The organism is Wolbachia endosymbiont of Encarsia formosa, assembly GCF_039540065.1.
In the GTDB taxonomy this organism is placed as follows: domain Bacteria; phylum Pseudomonadota; class Alphaproteobacteria; order Rickettsiales; family Anaplasmataceae; genus Wolbachia.
In genome coordinates this window covers 332413-349853 of record NZ_CP154278.1, presented here as the reverse complement: position 1 = coordinate 349853, position 17441 = coordinate 332413, and the positions used below count along the sequence as shown (strand labels likewise).

General features: G+C 34.3%; 15 protein-coding genes. 12 read left to right on the top strand and 3 right to left on the bottom strand.

The genetic code is table 11. The annotated features are described in order from the left end of the window. Positions 1 to 46: 46 nt before the first annotated feature. The 4 genes from acpP (at position 47) to thyX (ending at position 3862) form a co-directional block, all read left to right on the top strand. On the top strand, positions 47 to 307 hold the full coding sequence (acpP, locus tag AAE962_RS01805; RefSeq protein ID WP_343289335.1) for an acyl carrier protein: 261 nt from the start codon (positions 47 to 49) through the stop codon (positions 305 to 307). Positions 308 to 313: 6 nt separating this feature from the next. Next, positions 314 to 1576, top strand: coding sequence for a beta-ketoacyl-ACP synthase II (gene fabF, locus AAE962_RS01800; RefSeq protein ID WP_343289334.1), 1263 nt, complete (start codon positions 314 to 316; stop codon positions 1574 to 1576). Positions 1577 to 1732: 156 nt separating this feature from the next. Next, on the top strand, positions 1733 to 3010 hold the full coding sequence (murA, locus tag AAE962_RS01795; RefSeq protein ID WP_343289333.1) for a UDP-N-acetylglucosamine 1-carboxyvinyltransferase: 1278 nt from the start codon (positions 1733 to 1735) through the stop codon (positions 3008 to 3010). 9 nt (positions 3011 to 3019) lie between these two features. After that, positions 3020 to 3862 (top strand): FAD-dependent thymidylate synthase, encoded by an 843-nt coding sequence (gene thyX, locus AAE962_RS01790; RefSeq protein ID WP_343289332.1) that lies wholly within the window; start codon positions 3020 to 3022, stop codon positions 3860 to 3862. Positions 3863 to 4100: 238 nt separating this feature from the next. Here thyX and AAE962_RS01785 read toward each other — a convergent pair whose 3' ends face one another. The 3 genes from AAE962_RS01785 to AAE962_RS01775 all read right to left on the bottom strand — a co-directional run bounded on the left by AAE962_RS01785 (position 4101) and on the right by AAE962_RS01775 (position 8540). Beyond that, positions 4101 to 7136, bottom strand: coding sequence for an ankyrin repeat domain-containing protein (locus tag AAE962_RS01785; RefSeq protein WP_343289331.1), 3036 nt, complete (start codon positions 7134 to 7136; stop codon positions 4101 to 4103). Between the two features lie 171 nt (positions 7137 to 7307). Continuing rightward, entirely contained in the window at positions 7308 to 7562 is a 255-nt protein-coding gene (locus tag AAE962_RS01780) for a hypothetical protein (protein ID WP_343289330.1), read from the bottom strand. A gap of 285 nt (positions 7563 to 7847) precedes the next feature. Next, positions 7848 to 8540: a hypothetical protein gene (locus AAE962_RS01775; RefSeq protein ID WP_343289329.1), complete on the bottom strand. Its 693-nt coding sequence runs from the start codon at positions 8538 to 8540 to the stop codon at positions 7848 to 7850. 98 nt (positions 8541 to 8638) lie between these two features. Here AAE962_RS01775 and priA point away from each other — a divergent pair, with 98 nt between their 5' ends. The 8 genes from priA (at position 8639) to htpG (ending at position 17409) form a co-directional block, all read left to right on the top strand. Beyond that, complete coding sequence (gene priA / locus AAE962_RS01770; RefSeq protein ID WP_343289328.1) at positions 8639 to 10603, top strand: primosomal protein N'; 1965 nt, start codon at positions 8639 to 8641, stop codon at positions 10601 to 10603. 123 nt (positions 10604 to 10726) lie between these two features. After that, on the top strand, positions 10727 to 11557 hold the full coding sequence (locus AAE962_RS01765; protein ID WP_343289327.1) for an ankyrin repeat domain-containing protein: 831 nt from the start codon (positions 10727 to 10729) through the stop codon (positions 11555 to 11557). 448 nt (positions 11558 to 12005) lie between these two features. Continuing rightward, the gene (locus AAE962_RS01760; RefSeq protein WP_343289326.1) at positions 12006 to 12332 is read left to right on the top strand and encodes a hypothetical protein; all 327 of its coding nucleotides are present in this window, start codon (positions 12006 to 12008) and stop codon (positions 12330 to 12332) included. Then, positions 12323 to 12556 (top strand): hypothetical protein, encoded by a 234-nt coding sequence (locus tag AAE962_RS01755; protein WP_343289325.1) that lies wholly within the window; start codon positions 12323 to 12325, stop codon positions 12554 to 12556. Before AAE962_RS01760 ends, AAE962_RS01755 begins: the two co-directional genes overlap by 10 nt. 16 nt (positions 12557 to 12572) lie before the next feature. Continuing rightward, positions 12573 to 13403 (top strand): ankyrin repeat domain-containing protein, encoded by an 831-nt coding sequence (locus AAE962_RS01750; RefSeq protein WP_343289324.1) that lies wholly within the window; start codon positions 12573 to 12575, stop codon positions 13401 to 13403. Positions 13404 to 13537: 134 nt separating this feature from the next. Then, on the top strand, positions 13538 to 14131 hold the full coding sequence (gene recR / locus AAE962_RS01745; RefSeq protein WP_343289322.1) for a recombination mediator RecR: 594 nt from the start codon (positions 13538 to 13540) through the stop codon (positions 14129 to 14131). A 14-nt stretch (positions 14132 to 14145) separates the two neighbouring features. Beyond that, entirely contained in the window at positions 14146 to 15354 is a 1209-nt protein-coding gene (locus tag AAE962_RS01740) for a P-loop NTPase fold protein (RefSeq protein WP_343289321.1), read from the top strand. Between the two features lie 150 nt (positions 15355 to 15504). After that, positions 15505 to 17409: a molecular chaperone HtpG gene (htpG, locus tag AAE962_RS01735; protein ID WP_343289320.1), complete on the top strand. Its 1905-nt coding sequence runs from the start codon at positions 15505 to 15507 to the stop codon at positions 17407 to 17409. The last annotated feature ends 32 nt before the right edge of the window (positions 17410 to 17441 follow it).

Sequence of the window (17441 nt, the reverse complement as noted above, 5' to 3'; positions counted from 1 at the left end):
CAAAATTTCTTATAACATCAGAGAATAGGTTATTTTTTAGTAAGAAATGAACGAATTGGCAAAAAGCACTAGAGAAGATATAGAAGAAAAAGTAAAGAAGATTATACTAGAGCACATCAGTAAGGATGTAGAGGGATTTAGTAGTTCTTCAAAGCTTTCAGACCATGGCACAGATAGTTTAGATGCAGTTGAAATAATCATGGCAGCTGAAGAAGAATTTGGTATAGAGATTCCTGATGAAGATGCACAAAAAATGGAAACTATGGAACAGATAGTTGAATATATAGTAAAAAAAGTAAACAATTGATATTGAATGAGCAGAAGAGTAGTAGTTACCGGTGTTGGCTTAATTACTCCACTAGCAGCAGATGTTAATAACACCTGGTTAAAGCTGAAAGAAGGTAAATCTTGCATAAAAGCAATCAGTACAGATAGGTTCAACTCTTCTGATCTTGCTTGCAGGGTTGCAGGACAGGTATCCTACAGCGCTGAAAGCTGTTTTAATCCGCTAGATTATATTTCTGAAAAAGACCTAAAAAGAACAGATCGTTTTATTCACTACGGAATTGCAGCAGCTGTTCAGGCAGTAGAAGATTCACTAATTTTGGAAAATAAAAATATTAATAAAGAGCGAATAGGTGTAGCTATTGGTTCTGGTATAGGTGGTCTTACATCAATTCAGGAAAATGTAATTACCATGCAGGAGAAGGGGCCTAGACGTGTTAGCCCATTTTTTGTTCCTGCAAGTCTAATAAATTTGATATCTGGTCATATTTCTATTAAATACGAATTTATAGGTCCAAATGACTCAGCGGTAACTGCATGTGCAACAGGTGCGCATGCGATTATAAACTCAGCAAGAGCTATAAAACTCGGTGAAGCTGATATTATGATTGCAGGTGGAGCAGAAAGTGCGTTATGCAGAGTTGGAATTGCAGGTTTTGCATCTATGAAGGCGCTATCAACTAAATTCAATGATAAGCCTGAAGAGGCCTCAAGGCCATGGGACGAAGAACGTGATGGATTTGTCATGGGCGAAGGGGCAGGTATATTAGTTCTGGAAGAATATGAACATGCAAAAAAAAGGGAAGCAAAAATATATGCAGAACTCACTGGATATGGACTCACAGGAGATGCGCACCACATCACAGCACCACATCCAGAAGGAAGAGGCGCACTTAAGGCAATGGAACTTGCTTTAAGGAGTGCACAAGTAAGCCCAAGTCAAATTGGGTATATCAATGCACATGGGACTTCAACAACACTTGGGGATAAAGTTGAAGTAATAGCAATAAAGCAGTTATTCGGTGACTATGCCTATAAAATACCTGTTTCCTCGACTAAATCTTCTATAGGACATTTACTTGGTGCCGCAGGAAGTGTTGAAGCAATATTTAGTATCCTTGCATTAAACAATGGAATTGTTCCACCAACTTTAAACCTATACAAACCTTCAGAAGAGTGTGATTTAAATTTTGTACCACTTAAAGCTCAAGAGCATAAAATTCAATATGCACTTTCTAATTCATTTGGTTTTGGTGGAACTAATGCATCACTCATCTTTGGAAAGGTGTAGTTAATTATGCTATTGAGATTGCTTGTGACTAAAATATACAGACATCTTGATTTGAAGCACCGCAAGGCCAGTGCTTGACAGAAGAAGAAAAAGCAAAATTTTGCCTTTTACCGCTAACCTATTATACTTACTTGATAAGTTCTATCGCTTGATTAAATGCATAAAATATTAGTAAGAAGTAACCATAAGCCCTTGATTGGAAAAATCAAGATTAATGGTTCAAAGAATGCCGTCTTGCCAATAATGGCGGCAAGCTTGTTTAGTAATTCTTCAATAACTTTGCATAACGTACCTGATTTAATTGACGTGCATTTGATGTCTGAGCTGCTTAAGAGTCTTGGTGCAGAAGTAAATTTTATATGCAATAAAGACTATAAAGCAAATCATACTTTGGAAATTGACTGTAGCAATATCAATAACCATTTAATATCACATGAAATTGCAAGCAGACTGCGAGCATCTTTTTTAATGCTAGGTCCAATGCTCAGCAGATTTGGTAGAGTTTCAACAGTATTTCCTGGTGGATGTAATATTGGAAAACGTCCTGTTGACATTCATATCAAGGCACTTGAAGCAATAGGAGCTAAAATTGAAATTGATAGCTGTAATATAACTGCAACAACAAAGGGAAAATTGCAAGGCAAAGAAATAACATTTGAAAAAGTAAGTGTTGGCGCAACAGAAAACATAATCATGGCAGCAACACTTGCAGAGGGAGTAACAACAATAAACAATGCTGCAATCGAGCCGGAAGTTCTTGATTTAATAGAGTTTCTGAAGATTATGGGTGCCAATATTGAAGTTAATAATACAAAAATCACAATAGAAGGTGTTGAAGCATTAAATGGGTGTGAGCATAAAATAATACCAGATCGCATAGAGGCCGGTACTTATGCTTTGGCTGCTATCATTACCGACGGCGAGCTAAAGTTAGAAGGAGTAAGTTTGTCTGATATAGAATGTATTGCAAATGAATTGAAGACTATAGGAGCCAGAGTTGAGTTACATGATGATGGTATTATTATTTCTAGAAAAAATGGCTCTATTAAATCTGCTCACGTTGCAACAAATCCATATCCCAACTTTCCCAGTGATATGCAACCACAACTAATGTCTGCAATGTGCATTGCAGATGGAATATCAATCATTGAAGAGAACATTTTTGAAAGTAGATTTGCACATGCAAATGAGCTAAGAAAATTAGGCGCTAATATCAGCATTGAAAAAAGTAAGGCTACTATAAGTGGAATAAAGAGCTTATCTGGAGCTAATCTATATGCTAATGACTTAAGGTCAACAGCAGCTTTAATTCTCGCTTCTTTGGTAGCTACAGGAGAAACTACAATAAATAACTCACATCATTTATGGAGAGGATATGAGGCAATGCACGAAAAACTCAATTCATGTGGAGCTGATATCTATGTTTCATCTTGAGAATATATTATGAATGAGACAACTAAGCGAACTACAGTAAAAGAGATAGATAAAATTCTATACGAAGAACATAAGGTGTTAGATCATGGATTTGTTCGAGTCATTGATTATATGGGCTCTGATAGCGCCATAGTTCAAGCTGCTCGCGTTTCTTATGGAAAGGGAACGAAACAGATAAATCAAGATGAGGCGCTTATAAAATATTTGATGAGAAATCATCATACAACTCCATTTGAAATGTGTGAAATTAAGTTTCACGTGAAACTTCCAATTTTTATTGCAAGACAGTGGATAAGACATAGAACTGCAAATGTGAATGAATATTCCGGAAGGTATTCGATACTTGATAATGAATTTTATATACCAGAACAGGTTGCAAAACAATCTGATAATAATAAACAAGGCAGCGGTGAAGCTTTTGACTCAAGTACTTCAAAAGAAATAATAGATTCTCTAATAAATGATTCTAATTTAGTATATTCTCATTATGAGAAATTTATTGAACAGGGCCTTGCAAGGGAAATTGCCCGAACTAATCTAACACTTAATTACTATACTCAGTTTTATTGGAAAATAGATTTACACAACCTTCTTCACTTTTTAAGGCTTAGAGCTGATCAGCACGCCCAATATGAAATTAGAGTCTATGCAGAAGTTATGTTGGACATAGTGAAGAAATGGGTTCCGCTGGCCTATAATGCTTTTGTTGAATACTCGCTAAAATCAGCCTGCATTTCAAAAACTGGTCTTGAAATAATTCGCAAGCTAATAAAAGGAGAAAATGTTACGAGAGAAGAAAGTGGCATTGGTAAAAGAGAATGGAATGAGCTGATGTCTATACTCGGTAAATAATCTTGATAATTGTTATCTATATAGTACATGATGGACAACTACATGAAACCCAAAGGGTGTCATCCCAGTGCTTGACACTGGAATCCAGGAATTTTGATTCTAAATTGGGTATTGGTCTTAAATTAAAATAAACGTTTGTGATGAGATTATATGAAAACTTGATCCCAGTGTCGAAGCACTGGGATGACAGTAGAAAATCTAATTCCTTATATCAATTAATTCTCATCCACCTTTTATGTTACATAAACTCATCACTTTTATAGAACATCTCATTAAAATCATTCAAAATTCCAAAATCTTGATTTTTAATAAATAGATGATCATTTGTAACATAAGCTTCAGAAAGAGTGATCGGCTTTCCATCAAGCTTGGAATCTTGCACATAAACTTTATTATACAGAGCTATCATTTGATTATAATTGTATTTCCCAGCAGTATACTGACTACTTAAGTTTTGATAAAAATTATCTATGTCTTGACCTTGAGCTTGCAGCACCGCCTTATATTTACCATCTCCAATAGCTTCACCTACCTTGATTTTTAAAGGATGTTGTGATTCTTCTTTCATATCATCTATAACAATTGTTTCCTCTTGCTTCTCTTCGTCTTCTATTAGCGACCTTTTATTCCTCTCTCCATTTTCAGGTTGATCTGCTGGCATTTGGTCTATATCGTTAGATTCTTCTTCTTGCATAGTAATTTTTTTGAGATAGATAAGCATATCTTTTCCAGCTTTTTCCCAAGTTGCAGCTTCTTTTGAAAGCTCACGATAATAAGAATCATTATCGCCTTTGCTATCTATTACATCTCTTGCTAGTCCTTTCTCTTCTGCCCATAACTCAGCATGTTCAACAAGTGTCCTGCCATCTTTGCCTACAACGTCAACGTCAGCTTTGTTTTTTATTAGATATTCTATTGTATCTAACTTTCCATGCCTCACTGCATGAACTAAAGGTTTCCAACCATCATTATCCTGAGCATTAATATTCGCACCTTTTTCAACTAACTGCTCTATCATCTTCTTATTCCCAAGATCAACAGCAAGATGCAAAGGTGTTAAGCCGTAGCTATCCTGAATATCAATATCCGCATTATGCTCTATGAGATATTTAACTACTTCCATATTTTTCATGTGCATGGCAAAATGTAGTGGAGATTTACCAGAGCTAATATCACGGGTATCAACATCTATACCACGATCTATTAAGTATTTAGCAATTTCCGTATGTTTTAGCTCAATTGCATAGTGCAGCAGTGTTTGAGCTGACGTGTTTTTGATACCAAGATCTGCGCCATGCTCAATTAAACTCTTAACTATTTCCGCATTCCCTAGCTTAATAGCAGCAAGTAACGGAAAAGTATAATAACTTTTACTATTAGGATCTGCGTTATGATCTAATAGATAGTTCACTATTTCTGTATTACCTGAATAAATAGCACTGTATAATGGCGTTTTGGAATAAGCATCTTGAATATTAGGATTTGCACCACGATCTATTAAGTATTTAGCTATCTCTATATTTCCAGACTCAATAGCATAGTGTAAAGGTGTCTTATAATACACATATTTAGTATTAGTTTTCTGATAATAATTGTCATGAACATTAAAATTTGCTCCATGATCAATAAGATATTTTGCTACTTCCGTATTTCCTGACTGAATGGCATAATGTAGTGGCGTTTGTCCATTATGGTCTCTTGTATCAGTATATGAATTGTGTTTTAGTAGCATTGCTACTTTGCTTAAATCTCCCAATGAAGCAGCAAAATGTAAACTCGTCGCACCTGTTACCTTATTTATCTCGTTTACTTTTCCTATATTGTTTTCTACATTATTGTCATCAATATTAACCTTTAAGAAAGGCTGTTTATTATACTTCATAACTTTTGTTGTAACAGCTTTTCCTTGTTCGTCTTCACTCGCTTTTTTAGCAGGTTGCATAGAATCTTCTCTACTGACACTTTCTATCTTGGTTTTATCACCACTTACATTATGTACTGGGCTATAACCATATAGACCCTTGCCTGCACTTTGTTGGCTTGTTGAACTTTCAACACTGTTAGATTCAACAACATTATATTCCATATGTTGTTCACCACTAAGCTCAGCTTTGACCCACTGTTTAAATTCCTGAGTATAACCTTTTAGCTCAGTCAAAAAATCCTCAAATAATTTATTACCTTGAGATCTATCTGCACGATGTGTAGAAAGGCCCTTGAGCAAATTATCAATCATATCTGGGTGTTTATCTTCAAGAAATTTGATCACTTGTTCAGCATCCGAATGATAATGTTCCCCTTTATTACTCCAAATATTATTGCGCAATATTTCATCTGGTTTGAGATCTTTATTTCTTATTGCAATCAAGGCCTCTTTATCTCCGTGTTCATTGACATGCCGACCATCTTCTAAACTTGCCATATAGTTAGCAACCCCTTCATGCATGGCCTTAGATAAGACATCACCTGTACCATAATAGGAATTAATGATAGTTAAGGCGTGCCCCAATTCGTGTTTTAAAGTTTTACACGAGTCATCAAATTGGTCTTGTAGATAAAAATAAACATGAACTTCTGAGCCACGCCCTTGAACTGTTAAGCCAGAAGCGCCTTTATAGTTAACGTTCAACTCCTTAAGATAATTTTCGTAGTCACTCTTTGTATTAAATACTAAAACATTAACTTTATTTGGTATGTTGTGCCAAGGCTGAGAATTATTAATGCCAAATGCTGAATCAAAATCTTTTATAGTACTCTCGATGGCATTTTTTACACTACTCAATTTGCTCTGAGTTAATTCCTCATCATCATATTTTATATTTATTTGAAGCTTGTGTTCGCCAAAAGTCATAACTTCACTATCTGGCACAAGATCTGCCACAATTTTATCGCCACTTTTTACATCCATCCACTGCTTAAATTCTTTTTCAACTTCTGAGTTATTCAAAAGATGTTTGAATTTTGATATCGCTTGTACTCTATCGAAGGACATTTCAGTAAGCAATTGCTTTATGAATTGAGGATGTTTTTCTTGTAGGAATGTCACTAAGCAATCTGATATTCTATAGTCGTTAGACATACTTGCTATTTTATATGGTGTATCATGCCCAGATTCATGCATTTTATTGTATGCTTCTTTTGTATAATGCATATCGCGAGTGCTTTCTTTTTTAGCTGCATCATAGCTCCACATGAAAAGCTTCATACCGGTACGTAAAACTTCAGGTACTGTATCCATATTACCGGTAGAGTACTCAAGAAATGCATCGCTCATTTTCTCCATTAAAATTTTAGATTTTGCGCAAAGTAAACCATTTACATCTCCAACAATAAAAGTCTTTGCTATCGTGCCGTCAGCTTCGTGTGCTCTGACCGTTCCACCACCCCATAATTCTCTATGGTCCTTACCACCTGAAAGTTCCTTGATGTGAGCTTTGTAATCATCTTAATTTTTCAGCACATAAAGCTGCAATTTTACTGGACCAGAATGAACGCTTTTTTGTGAATAGAAATTATCAGACCAGGCTCCGTAAGCATCTTTTACAGTTTGTTTTATATACTCAGGGGTATAACTAGCTAATCCCCCATATTTTACTTCTATTGTAAGCTGATCGTTTATTACTATACTTTCTTTATTTGGAAATAATTTTTTAATCAAAGTTTGTGATTTATCATATCCAGAATTTGTTTTAAATTTCATACTCACCTCTTAAAAATTTTCACTATAAATAAGTCTTGAGAAAAATGCGTTAACTGTAGATTCAGCCTTTACCTTGTTTTTGCATAACTGCTTAGATAGTTGATCATCGCTAAAAAGCAGATTCTTAGTATCGAGATATTTAGCATAGTTGCCAGCAAGTATTGAGTAGAAACCGCTTTCAAGTTCAAGATAAGAACTTCTATTGAGAACAAAAAATAAATCGCTCTGGTCAAGCAGTATGTCATAACCAGAGCTCGTGCAATGTAAGTATTCATTGCCTTCATACTATGCTATGTAGTATTTACTTGCATCAAGATCATCATCAAGCTGCAAAATTGCCGCTGAACGTACATTCCCAATACTATGACCTTTTATTACTTTAAGTACTTTAATCTCATCCTTTTGTATGAGTTCTCTTAACTTTTCATTCTTTTGATTTAATTCTTCCTCTGCTTTTCTTCTGTCTTCTTCTAATTTTGTTTCTTTTTCAACAAGCTCATTTTGTATTTGCAAAAACATATCTTGAATGGTTAAGCCATTTAGAAAGTAATCCAATACACTTGACACAAACGGCTGCAATTCACCATTATCTTCAAAGCTCTTTTCCAGCTTTTTGTCATATTGAGTGGGATTATAGATTGCATACAGAGGATAAAAGCCATAATTCACCTTGTCGAATGATAACTCTATCGAAAATCCGCTCTGATCAAGTGGAAGTTTAGTAGCTAAATATCTACCATTTTCATCTCTGACATACAGCTCATTTATACCATAGTGCCCACTATATTTGTTGTAATAAATATAAAAATTCTCAGGATTAAGATTAAAGTAATCATCTAAATTGTTAGGTTTACCGAGCTTTTCACATAGAAAACTCTTGCTCTTATCTGTAAGTTTGATGCGTGTAGAGAAGTAACACCGATCTATTCGGTCACCTTTTTCTATTTCAAAGTCTAGGACTATTTTATCGCTAAACATACAGAATTTCCTCACATTTCCAATATTTATGATTATAAATTGTGTACTATGAAAAAAGCATTAAGGCTTCTCTATGTATCTAAAAACAGCTCTAACTTATGACAAAAACAGTTGACGTATTACTGCCACTTCCAATTGATCAGCTATTTTCATATGCAGTTGAGGAAGATACTGAAGTTTCAATTGGAGATTACGTAGTGGTGCCGTTTGGCAGAAAGCGTTTGATTGGAATAGTTTGGAGAGAAAGTAGCAAAAGCGATCGAGAATTAAAATTTATTGAGCAAAAGATCGATTTGCCGAGCATCAGACCAAAACTGATCGAATTTGCAGAGTGGGTTGCACAGTATAATGTAATACCTATCGGTATGCTTGCCAAAGTGATAATGGGAGGAGTATTAAAGGTAAATCAAATAGATAAGTTAGTTTGCACTAAGCAAAAGCAAGAAATAAGTGAAATAGATTACCAATTAAGCCCTGATCAGCAGGTAGCTCGAGATAAAATAATAAGTAATTTGAATGAGTATTCAGTAACTTTACTTGACGGTGAAACCGGGTCTGGAAAAACGGAAGTTTATCTCTCTGTGATTGCAAGGTTAATTGAAATCGTAAACGATGCACAAGTCCTGATCCTTCTGCCAGAAATTGTTCTAACTTCACAATTGGTAAATCGTGTTCGCAGTCAGACATCTCGCAATATAGCTGAGTGGCACTCGGGACTTACTCCAAAAGCTCGCCGAAATAATTGGCTCAATATAGCAAATGGAAGTGCACAGATCATTATTGGGGCAAGATCAGCACTTTTTTTACCTTATAAAAACCTAAAATTAATCATCGTTGATGAAGAGCATGACTCATCCTTTAAACAAGAACAGGGGATTATATATAATGCTCGAGATATGGCAATAGTCTTAGCCAAACTCGAAAATATTCCGATTATTTTATCATCCGCTACTCCGCTGCTTGAAACAATTTATCATGTTAAAAACGGAAATTACAATCATGTGAAACTGACTAAAAGGTTCGGTGGTGCAGAGTTGCCGCACATAAAAGTAGTGAATAATAAACAATGGATTTCCAGCGAGCTTTTCGAAGGCATAAAACAAACCATAGAGAAAAAACAGCAAGTTATGCTCTTTCTAAACCACCGAGGATATGCGCAACTTGCAGTTTGTAAAAAATGTGGATATAAAATTTCCTGCTCAAATTGCACTGTATGGCTTACGTACCACAAGAAAAAGAATGTCCTTTTGTGTCACCATTGTTCTTATCAATCAAAACTTCCAGAAAAATGCTCAAATTGTCAAAGTGAGGAGTCATTTTTCCTCTATGGTGTGGGAATTGAAAGATTGCTTGAAGAAATAGTAAAGCTATTACCAAATGCGAAAACTGCAATTATCAGCAGCGATCAGAAGTCGCTTGGTAGCGTAATTGACTCAGTGCTCAAGGAAGAAGTGAATATTATAATTGGTACACAAGTAATTGCTAAAGGGCATAATTTCCCTAAATTAACTTTGGTTGGAGTGATAAATGCAGATTTAGGACTTGAAAACTCTGACCTCAGGGCAGCAGAAAAGACGTATCAATTATTGCATCAAGTTGCAGGGAGATCAGGAAGGTTTCATGAGAAAGGAACGGTAATAGTACAAACTAATAATCCTGAAAGTTTGATAATAAAAGCATTGCAGCAGCAAAAAAGGGATTTGTTTTATGAAATTGAACTTGAGTCAAGACGAAAAGCTAAAATGCCCCCATTTAGTAGATTAATAGCGCTTATAGTTTGCGGTAAGGATCAATTTGCAACGCAGAAAGCAGCAAGTGAGTTAACAAACTTTTTACATAATCAATTTTCAACTACCTCTCAGCACTTGACATTGAAAGAATTTGAAATTTTTGGCCCATCACCAGCAGCAATAAATTTCTTAAATAATAAATATCGGTATAGAGTGTTACTCAAAATACACAATAAATACAGTCTGTCTATAAAGAAAAAGATGAAACATTGCTGTAACTTGAGTTCAAACATTGCAATAACAATAGATGTTGATCCTGTGAGTTTTTTTTGATGTTATTGGAATTTATTTGACATTCATAGTAATTGCTAATAAATTATATTAGCTTTTTAACTAAAAACTTGACTTTTATTAGAATTTATTATATTATTTATATAATTAGAATAGGGAGATAATATGACTGCTTTGCTTAAAATCATTAATAATCGAGACAAGGATTATGATAAAAAAGTTATAAAATTGCAAAAGTATATTAATGATAATAAGGAAATTGTGATTAACAAGGAGTTATTCAAACTGGCTATTTCAAATAGAGCCCCTGTAAATGGAGATCTTATCAATAAGGAAGGAGGAAAGATAGTATACCCTATCTTGCATCACTGTATTAAACACGATAGCGCAAGGTCTGAAGAAGGAGATATATTACCGTTTCAAAACGTGGTGAAGATTTTAGATGAAGTGGTGAATAGATTTGTTACTCCTCAGTATTTCTACAAATTGATCAATTTTCGAGATCAAAGTAGTGAAAGTACATTATTACACCAAGCTGTTATAAGTAATAACACTGATGCAATAGAAGCCCTTTTAAAATATGGTGCAAATCCTTTGATAAAGAATGAAGAAGACAAAATTCCATTAGATTTAGCTCATGGAAATAAAAAAAAAGCACTCATCAAATATATGAAAGACCAAGCTCAATCGAAAAAAGAAATTGCTAGATGTAATAGTTTGATTGGCATTATACCTGGTGTTTTTCTCGGTATTGGACTGGGTGTTGGTAGTGCTTTAGTACCTTCAATGACTATCATATTATGCACACTTGCAGTATCTGCTCTTGTTGCTGGAATAGCGATTGGATTGGCTATATATTTCCTAAGTCAGGACTATAAACAGGCTAAATCAATAGAAGAAGCTGTTGCGGATGTTGCTATTGATTCTCAACTATCTTCTGTCAAACATGAAGAGACTCATGTAATTGCAGGTGATGAAGCAACACTAGGGATTTAATAAAAATTACAAGCTTTTTAATATTTATTTAAAACTTGTTTGAGAAAACGTAGCTATAAAAACCGCAGGTACCAGTTGGTTTTTATTAGCTAAAGTAAAGGTCAAGTATCTGGAATTCTGAACATAAGATCCCCCTGTATAAAAAAGATGAGAAAAAATGCAGTGAACATACGACAGATATGCTCTGAAGAGGATACGCTACATTTTTTAATGAGTTTAATAAAAAAGTCTGCAGACGGAGATAGATTTTTGAGCTCAATAAATATGTCTAACTGTAATTGCAATTAGATTTAAAATATGCGGAAGTAATTTTTTAGCTATAAAATCTTCTAAAAAATTAACACAGAAGTTAGTTTCATAAGTATTTTTATCAAAAACTATTTCAAAAATAGGGTTGAAAATTTTCAAAGATGAGATAGTCTTCCTGTAATCTACTCATTAATTTTTTATGTTACCAATAGAAGGTCAAATAAACTCTGCAGCAAATTTTCAAGCAGAAGACTTTGAGTCTAAAAATGCTACAGATCTTGATTATTTAGCTAACCCTCTAAGTGCTTCGAATGTAAAGATTGCTGAGATCAAAGATAAAAAGAACGAGGTGCCTTTTTCCAGTAGAAGAAGCAGCTCGCATGTTTTAGAACTTTTTTCTAATGAAGATGTTGAGATTAACTTTCAAGATGAAACACCTTGTGCCACTCAAAGTGAATCAGGTATAGCTAGACTGTTCAGAGGTATAGCTGGGTTGTGTTTAAAGGTAGGAATAGTATGGACGTAACCCTTTATCAATCTAAAGTGCAACGTAGCTCTGCAATTGATTACAGTACTACAGAAAGTATAGGGTTACGGCTACTAAATATCTGTAAAGGAGAAGAAGATATCTCTTTTGATCAAGAGATTAATCTCTTATATAAAGAGGGTTGTTTGTATGATGCCTTATTGTTGCAAGATGAAAAAATCAGGACACACCTTTACATGTGGCTATTAAAAAAATCATGCTGATTTTGTAAAAAAGCTTTTGTGTATTCTTAAGGAGCCATACCGTGCAAATGAGTTTTACAAGCACAAATATTTTGAACATAAGCAAGAGAATGAAAAGCCGCTTTCTAAAGTTATTAATACTAAGAACAAAGACGAAAAAGACGTAATTACTCTGACTATTGAAGGTAATAATTCAGAATGCATTTCAGCTCTTTTTAACTACTTAACTCGTGAAAATATTAACAGAAGGAAAGATGTTAAAAGTGAGTACACACCTCTACACGAAGCTGTGCTTCTTGGCAAGAATGAAGCAGTCAAAGAGCTTATAAAATCAAAGGATATAGATACTGAACTCATAGATAAGGAATCTTACAAAGCATATAATTATGCCAATAACAAAGAGGCAATAGAATTGTTTATTGAGCACTATAGTAGTAAAATTAGTAAGTTGCGTATAAAATTAGAAGATAGTAATAAAAAATTAGCGCCAACTAAGTCTTTTCTGTTTGTAACAAAATCTGTTGCTGCAATCTTAGCAGCCTCCGGCTCTTGTTTTAGAATGTATAAAAATTCTTATGACACAGAAAATAAAGAAGCGAGTGAAAATATGTTATATCGTATTCTTGGATTTCTCTTCGACACTATGGGTGTAGTATTCCTTGTGAATCATTTTATCGATATAACGCTTTCCAAGTGTGAAGAAAAAAATTCTAGTTTGAATAAAGAGTCAGACAGTTATGTAGAAGAAAGAAATATGTTGAAAAATAAATTGCGTCATTTTCAAAAAAGAAATACTAGAACAAATACTCAAATGTCTGAGATAATTTCAGTTACACCTGAATCAGAGTTGGGTTACAGTAGATTATGATTACATTACTTTTTTCAAGACAATTTCTGAGAAAAGTGGAAAAATTTTTCTATAGCTAATCAAGATAAAGACTTACTGCTTTCTTTACGAAAGGTTTGATGTTATCATTTTATGCACTATCCTGAATTTGTTGAATGAACATTAATATAAAGAATTTAGTTCATGCTTTTTCTAAATTGCCAAGTTTAGGGCCATCATCATCAAGAAGGTTAGTTATACATTTGCTCCAGAACAAAGAGAGGATCATGATACCACTTGCATCTTTGATTAGAGAGCTAGCTGATCTTATCATAGAGTGTAAGATTTGTGGAAACTTAGACACTAAATCACCGTGTTCTATTTGTACTAACCCAAAGCGTGACACCAAGTTAATGTGTGTAGTAGAAGAATTAGGTGATTTATGGGCATTTGAAAAAGGAAATATATATTCAGGTATGTATCATGTTTTAGGTGGCAGATTGTCAGCAATAAATGGCGTCGGTCCAAAAGAACTCAATCTTGATAACATTCCTAAAAGAGTTACAGAATTTAAAATTGAAGAGGTCATTATTGCAATCAATCCGACATTAGAAGGACAAGTTACTGCGCAATATATAATTGAATTGCTAAAAAACTTGAATGTAAAAATATCGCGCCTTGCTTGTGGCATACCGATAGGTGGAGAAATTGACTACCTAGATGAAGGAACGCTGAAGATAGCACTTACTTCAAGACAAGAGTATGAGTAAATACAAAAGAAGGTATGTGCTTAAAAAAACTTATATCGCTAATAACATTAAAAAAAAAAGACGAGCAATTACCTAAGGTAATAACTTGGGAGAATGATTGCTTAAACTATAAACAAGCTGCAAGTAGATTTAGTACTGTAATTAAGACAATCGATCAGTCTTTTTCAATTGTCTCCTTAGAAGGATATGATAAGTGGGGTAAGACATTTTTTTTGAAAGAATGGGTAAAGGATCTAGGGCAGCAAAATGAAATTGCAGCTTATTACAGCGCATGGGATATTAGTGCGCTAGATCAACCATTGCCTTCTTTTTTGCATTTCCTGTTTGAGGATCTATTTGCATCATACAAAGTAAAAAGGAGTGTTATACAGCAGTTCAAAAACATAAACCAAGAACTATTTTCTCTCAATACATTAGGAAAGCTAATCAGTAAATCTCCACTTGCTATGCTTTCAGTATTTCTCGATGCTGCAAAAGAGGCTGATAAGAAAGACATTGGTTTTGTCTTGGGTGAGTTAAATCTTCTCCAAAGGAGAAAAGAGAACATTAGAGATTTTAAAATACAACTAGCAGATGTGGTTAATAAAATCAGGAAAGACAAAAACATTTATATAATGGTGGATGATCTTGATATATGTCGCCCTAAATTCATTGTCGATTTTTTAGAATCCATAAAGTACATGCTTGATGTTGAGGGACTGGTTTTCATTATCTCTGTTAGTCAAGATAAAAGTAACGTGCAAAGAGCAATCAGCACAATACTTGGACCAAATTTCAGCCTAAAATCTTTTACTGATCTCTCTTTGCATTTACCAAAAGAGCCAACAGAGAGGTTTATAAGAAAGCTATTTGAAAGTGTTGAATTACCGAAAAAATCAAAGAGTTTAATAATAGATAGCTTTATATTTTACGCAGAAAGCTTCTCATTATCATTAAAAGCAATACAGCACTGCGTAAAGAAAATAAAGCTATGTTTTTTAAACTATGTGAAAGTTGATCCAAATTTATTTACATTTTTAGTAATACTACAGTCAGTAAACACTGATTTGTATGAGGAATTATATTCATCACCTCAAAAAGCACTGGAGAAGATTGAGAGCGCTTTGATTCTAAACGGTCAGGAAGAATGGGAAAAGCTTAAAACTTCTCTTGAGACTACTTTTAAAGAAAAAGAATCAAAGACTCACAAATCTTTGAAGCAAATAAGAGATATCTTATTTTAAGAATAAAGAGAATTGTAGAACAGAACCCTCTTCTTATCATTTCAGCTTGCATGACAAATTGGCTCACATAAATTTTAGCATATATGACCTTGAAAGATCGCTGTGCAATACTTAAATTATTAGAATAGCAGGCTAATAATGGAGCTCAAAATGCACAACATACAAGAAACTGAAAGTTTAAAATTTGATGCTGAAGTAGGGAAAGTACTGAATATAGTAATCCACTCACTCTATACTAATAAGGATATTTTCTTGCGTGAGTTAATATCAAACGCATCAGATGCATGTGATAAATTGCGCTATGAATCACAATTAAATCCTAATTTATTAGATTCAAGTGATGAATTAAAGATTACTATTAGCTCCAATAAAGATAAGAATGAGCTGTATATAACCGATAATGGAATTGGCATGAGCAGGCAGGATTTAATAGACAATCTTGGCACAATTGCAAGTTCCGGTACACAAAAATTCTTGGATGCAATTAAGAATAATAAAGATTCGGGCCAAGCTGTAGAACTGATTGGAAAATTTGGTGTTGGTTTTTATTCAAGCTTCATGGTTGCCTCAGAAGTTATAGTAGAATCAAGGAAAGCTGGAGAAGAAGAGTCTTGGATCTGGAAATCTAAAGGAGATGGAGAGTATTCAATCAGCAAGCTAGATAATAAAATCCCTCATGGAACGAAAATTACCCTGATTATGCGTCCTGAAGAAAGAGAGTTTTTGGATAAGTTTCGTATTGAAAACATTGTTACTACTTACTCTGACCACATAAATTTTCCCATTGAGTTTTTGAATGAAGAAGGAAAAAGTGAAAAATTAAACAGCAAAGCTGCAATTTGGACTAAGCCAAAAAATGACGTTACTCAAGAAGAGCACAACAACTTCTTCCGAGGTGTTGCGCATGTTGGTGGTGAGCCTTGGATGATACTGCATAATAAAAATGAAGGAGCAATAGAGTATACAAATTTGCTTTATGTTCCTTCTATCAAGCCTTTTGATTTATTCCATCCAGATAGACGCTGCTCTGTAAAATTATATGTAAATAAAGTATTTATTACTGAAGATAATGTACAAATTATACCACAATACCTACGTTTCTTGAAAGGTGTGGTTGATTCACCAGATTTGCCTCTCAACATCAGCAGAGAAACATTGCAGAATAATCGTGTAGTTGAGCAAATTAGGAAATCCCTAACTAAACGTGTGGTATCAGAGCTTGGCAAAAAAGCAAAAGAGAATTTAGAGGAATATACAAAATTCTGGGGAAATTTTGGTGCGGTGTTAAAAGAGGGTCTTTGTGAAGCTATGCCAACTGATGAGAGAAAAGCTTTGCTCTCGATTTGCAGATTTAATAGCACCAGCGATGAGAAATTGGTCAGCATTGACGACTATATAAGCAGAATGAAGCCTGAGCAAGAGCATATCTACTATCTCACGGGAAATAGCCTTGATTCAGTAAAAAACAGTCCACAACTTGAAGGATTCGTCAGCAAAGGATTGGAAGTGCTTCTATTTATTGATCCAGTTGATGATTTCTGGACTAGCGTGATTCATGAATATAAAGATCAAAAATTTAAATCTGTAACTCGCGCTGATGTTGATTTAGAAAAATTCTCTTCAGAAGAAGGTAAGAAAGATGAAGAAAATAAATCAGGTGAAAATAAAAGCGAAGAAAACGCAGATTCTATACTCGAATACTTCACCAAGGTTCTTGGAAGCTTAGTAAAAAGTGTAAAGATCTCTAAGAAATTGACCGACAGTCCTGTGTGTCTAGCAGTTGATGAAGGAACTATGGATCTTCGTATGGAGCGTTTTTTACGTGAACAGAAGCAGCTAAATTACCGCACGCCAAAAGTACTTGAAATTAACATTAAGCATCCTTTGATAAAAAACATAATGGAATCTCACGCTGAAAATGGTGAAAATCCAACACTTGGAGATATGATTTACTTACTGTTCTATCAAGCTTGTATAGTGGAAGGTGAAGAGATGGAAGACGTAAGTCTGTTTGCTAAAAGACTCAATGATTTGCTTGGCAAAATTTCTGTTTAATGCTATAATTAATTTAACTAGTAGTTAGGGGG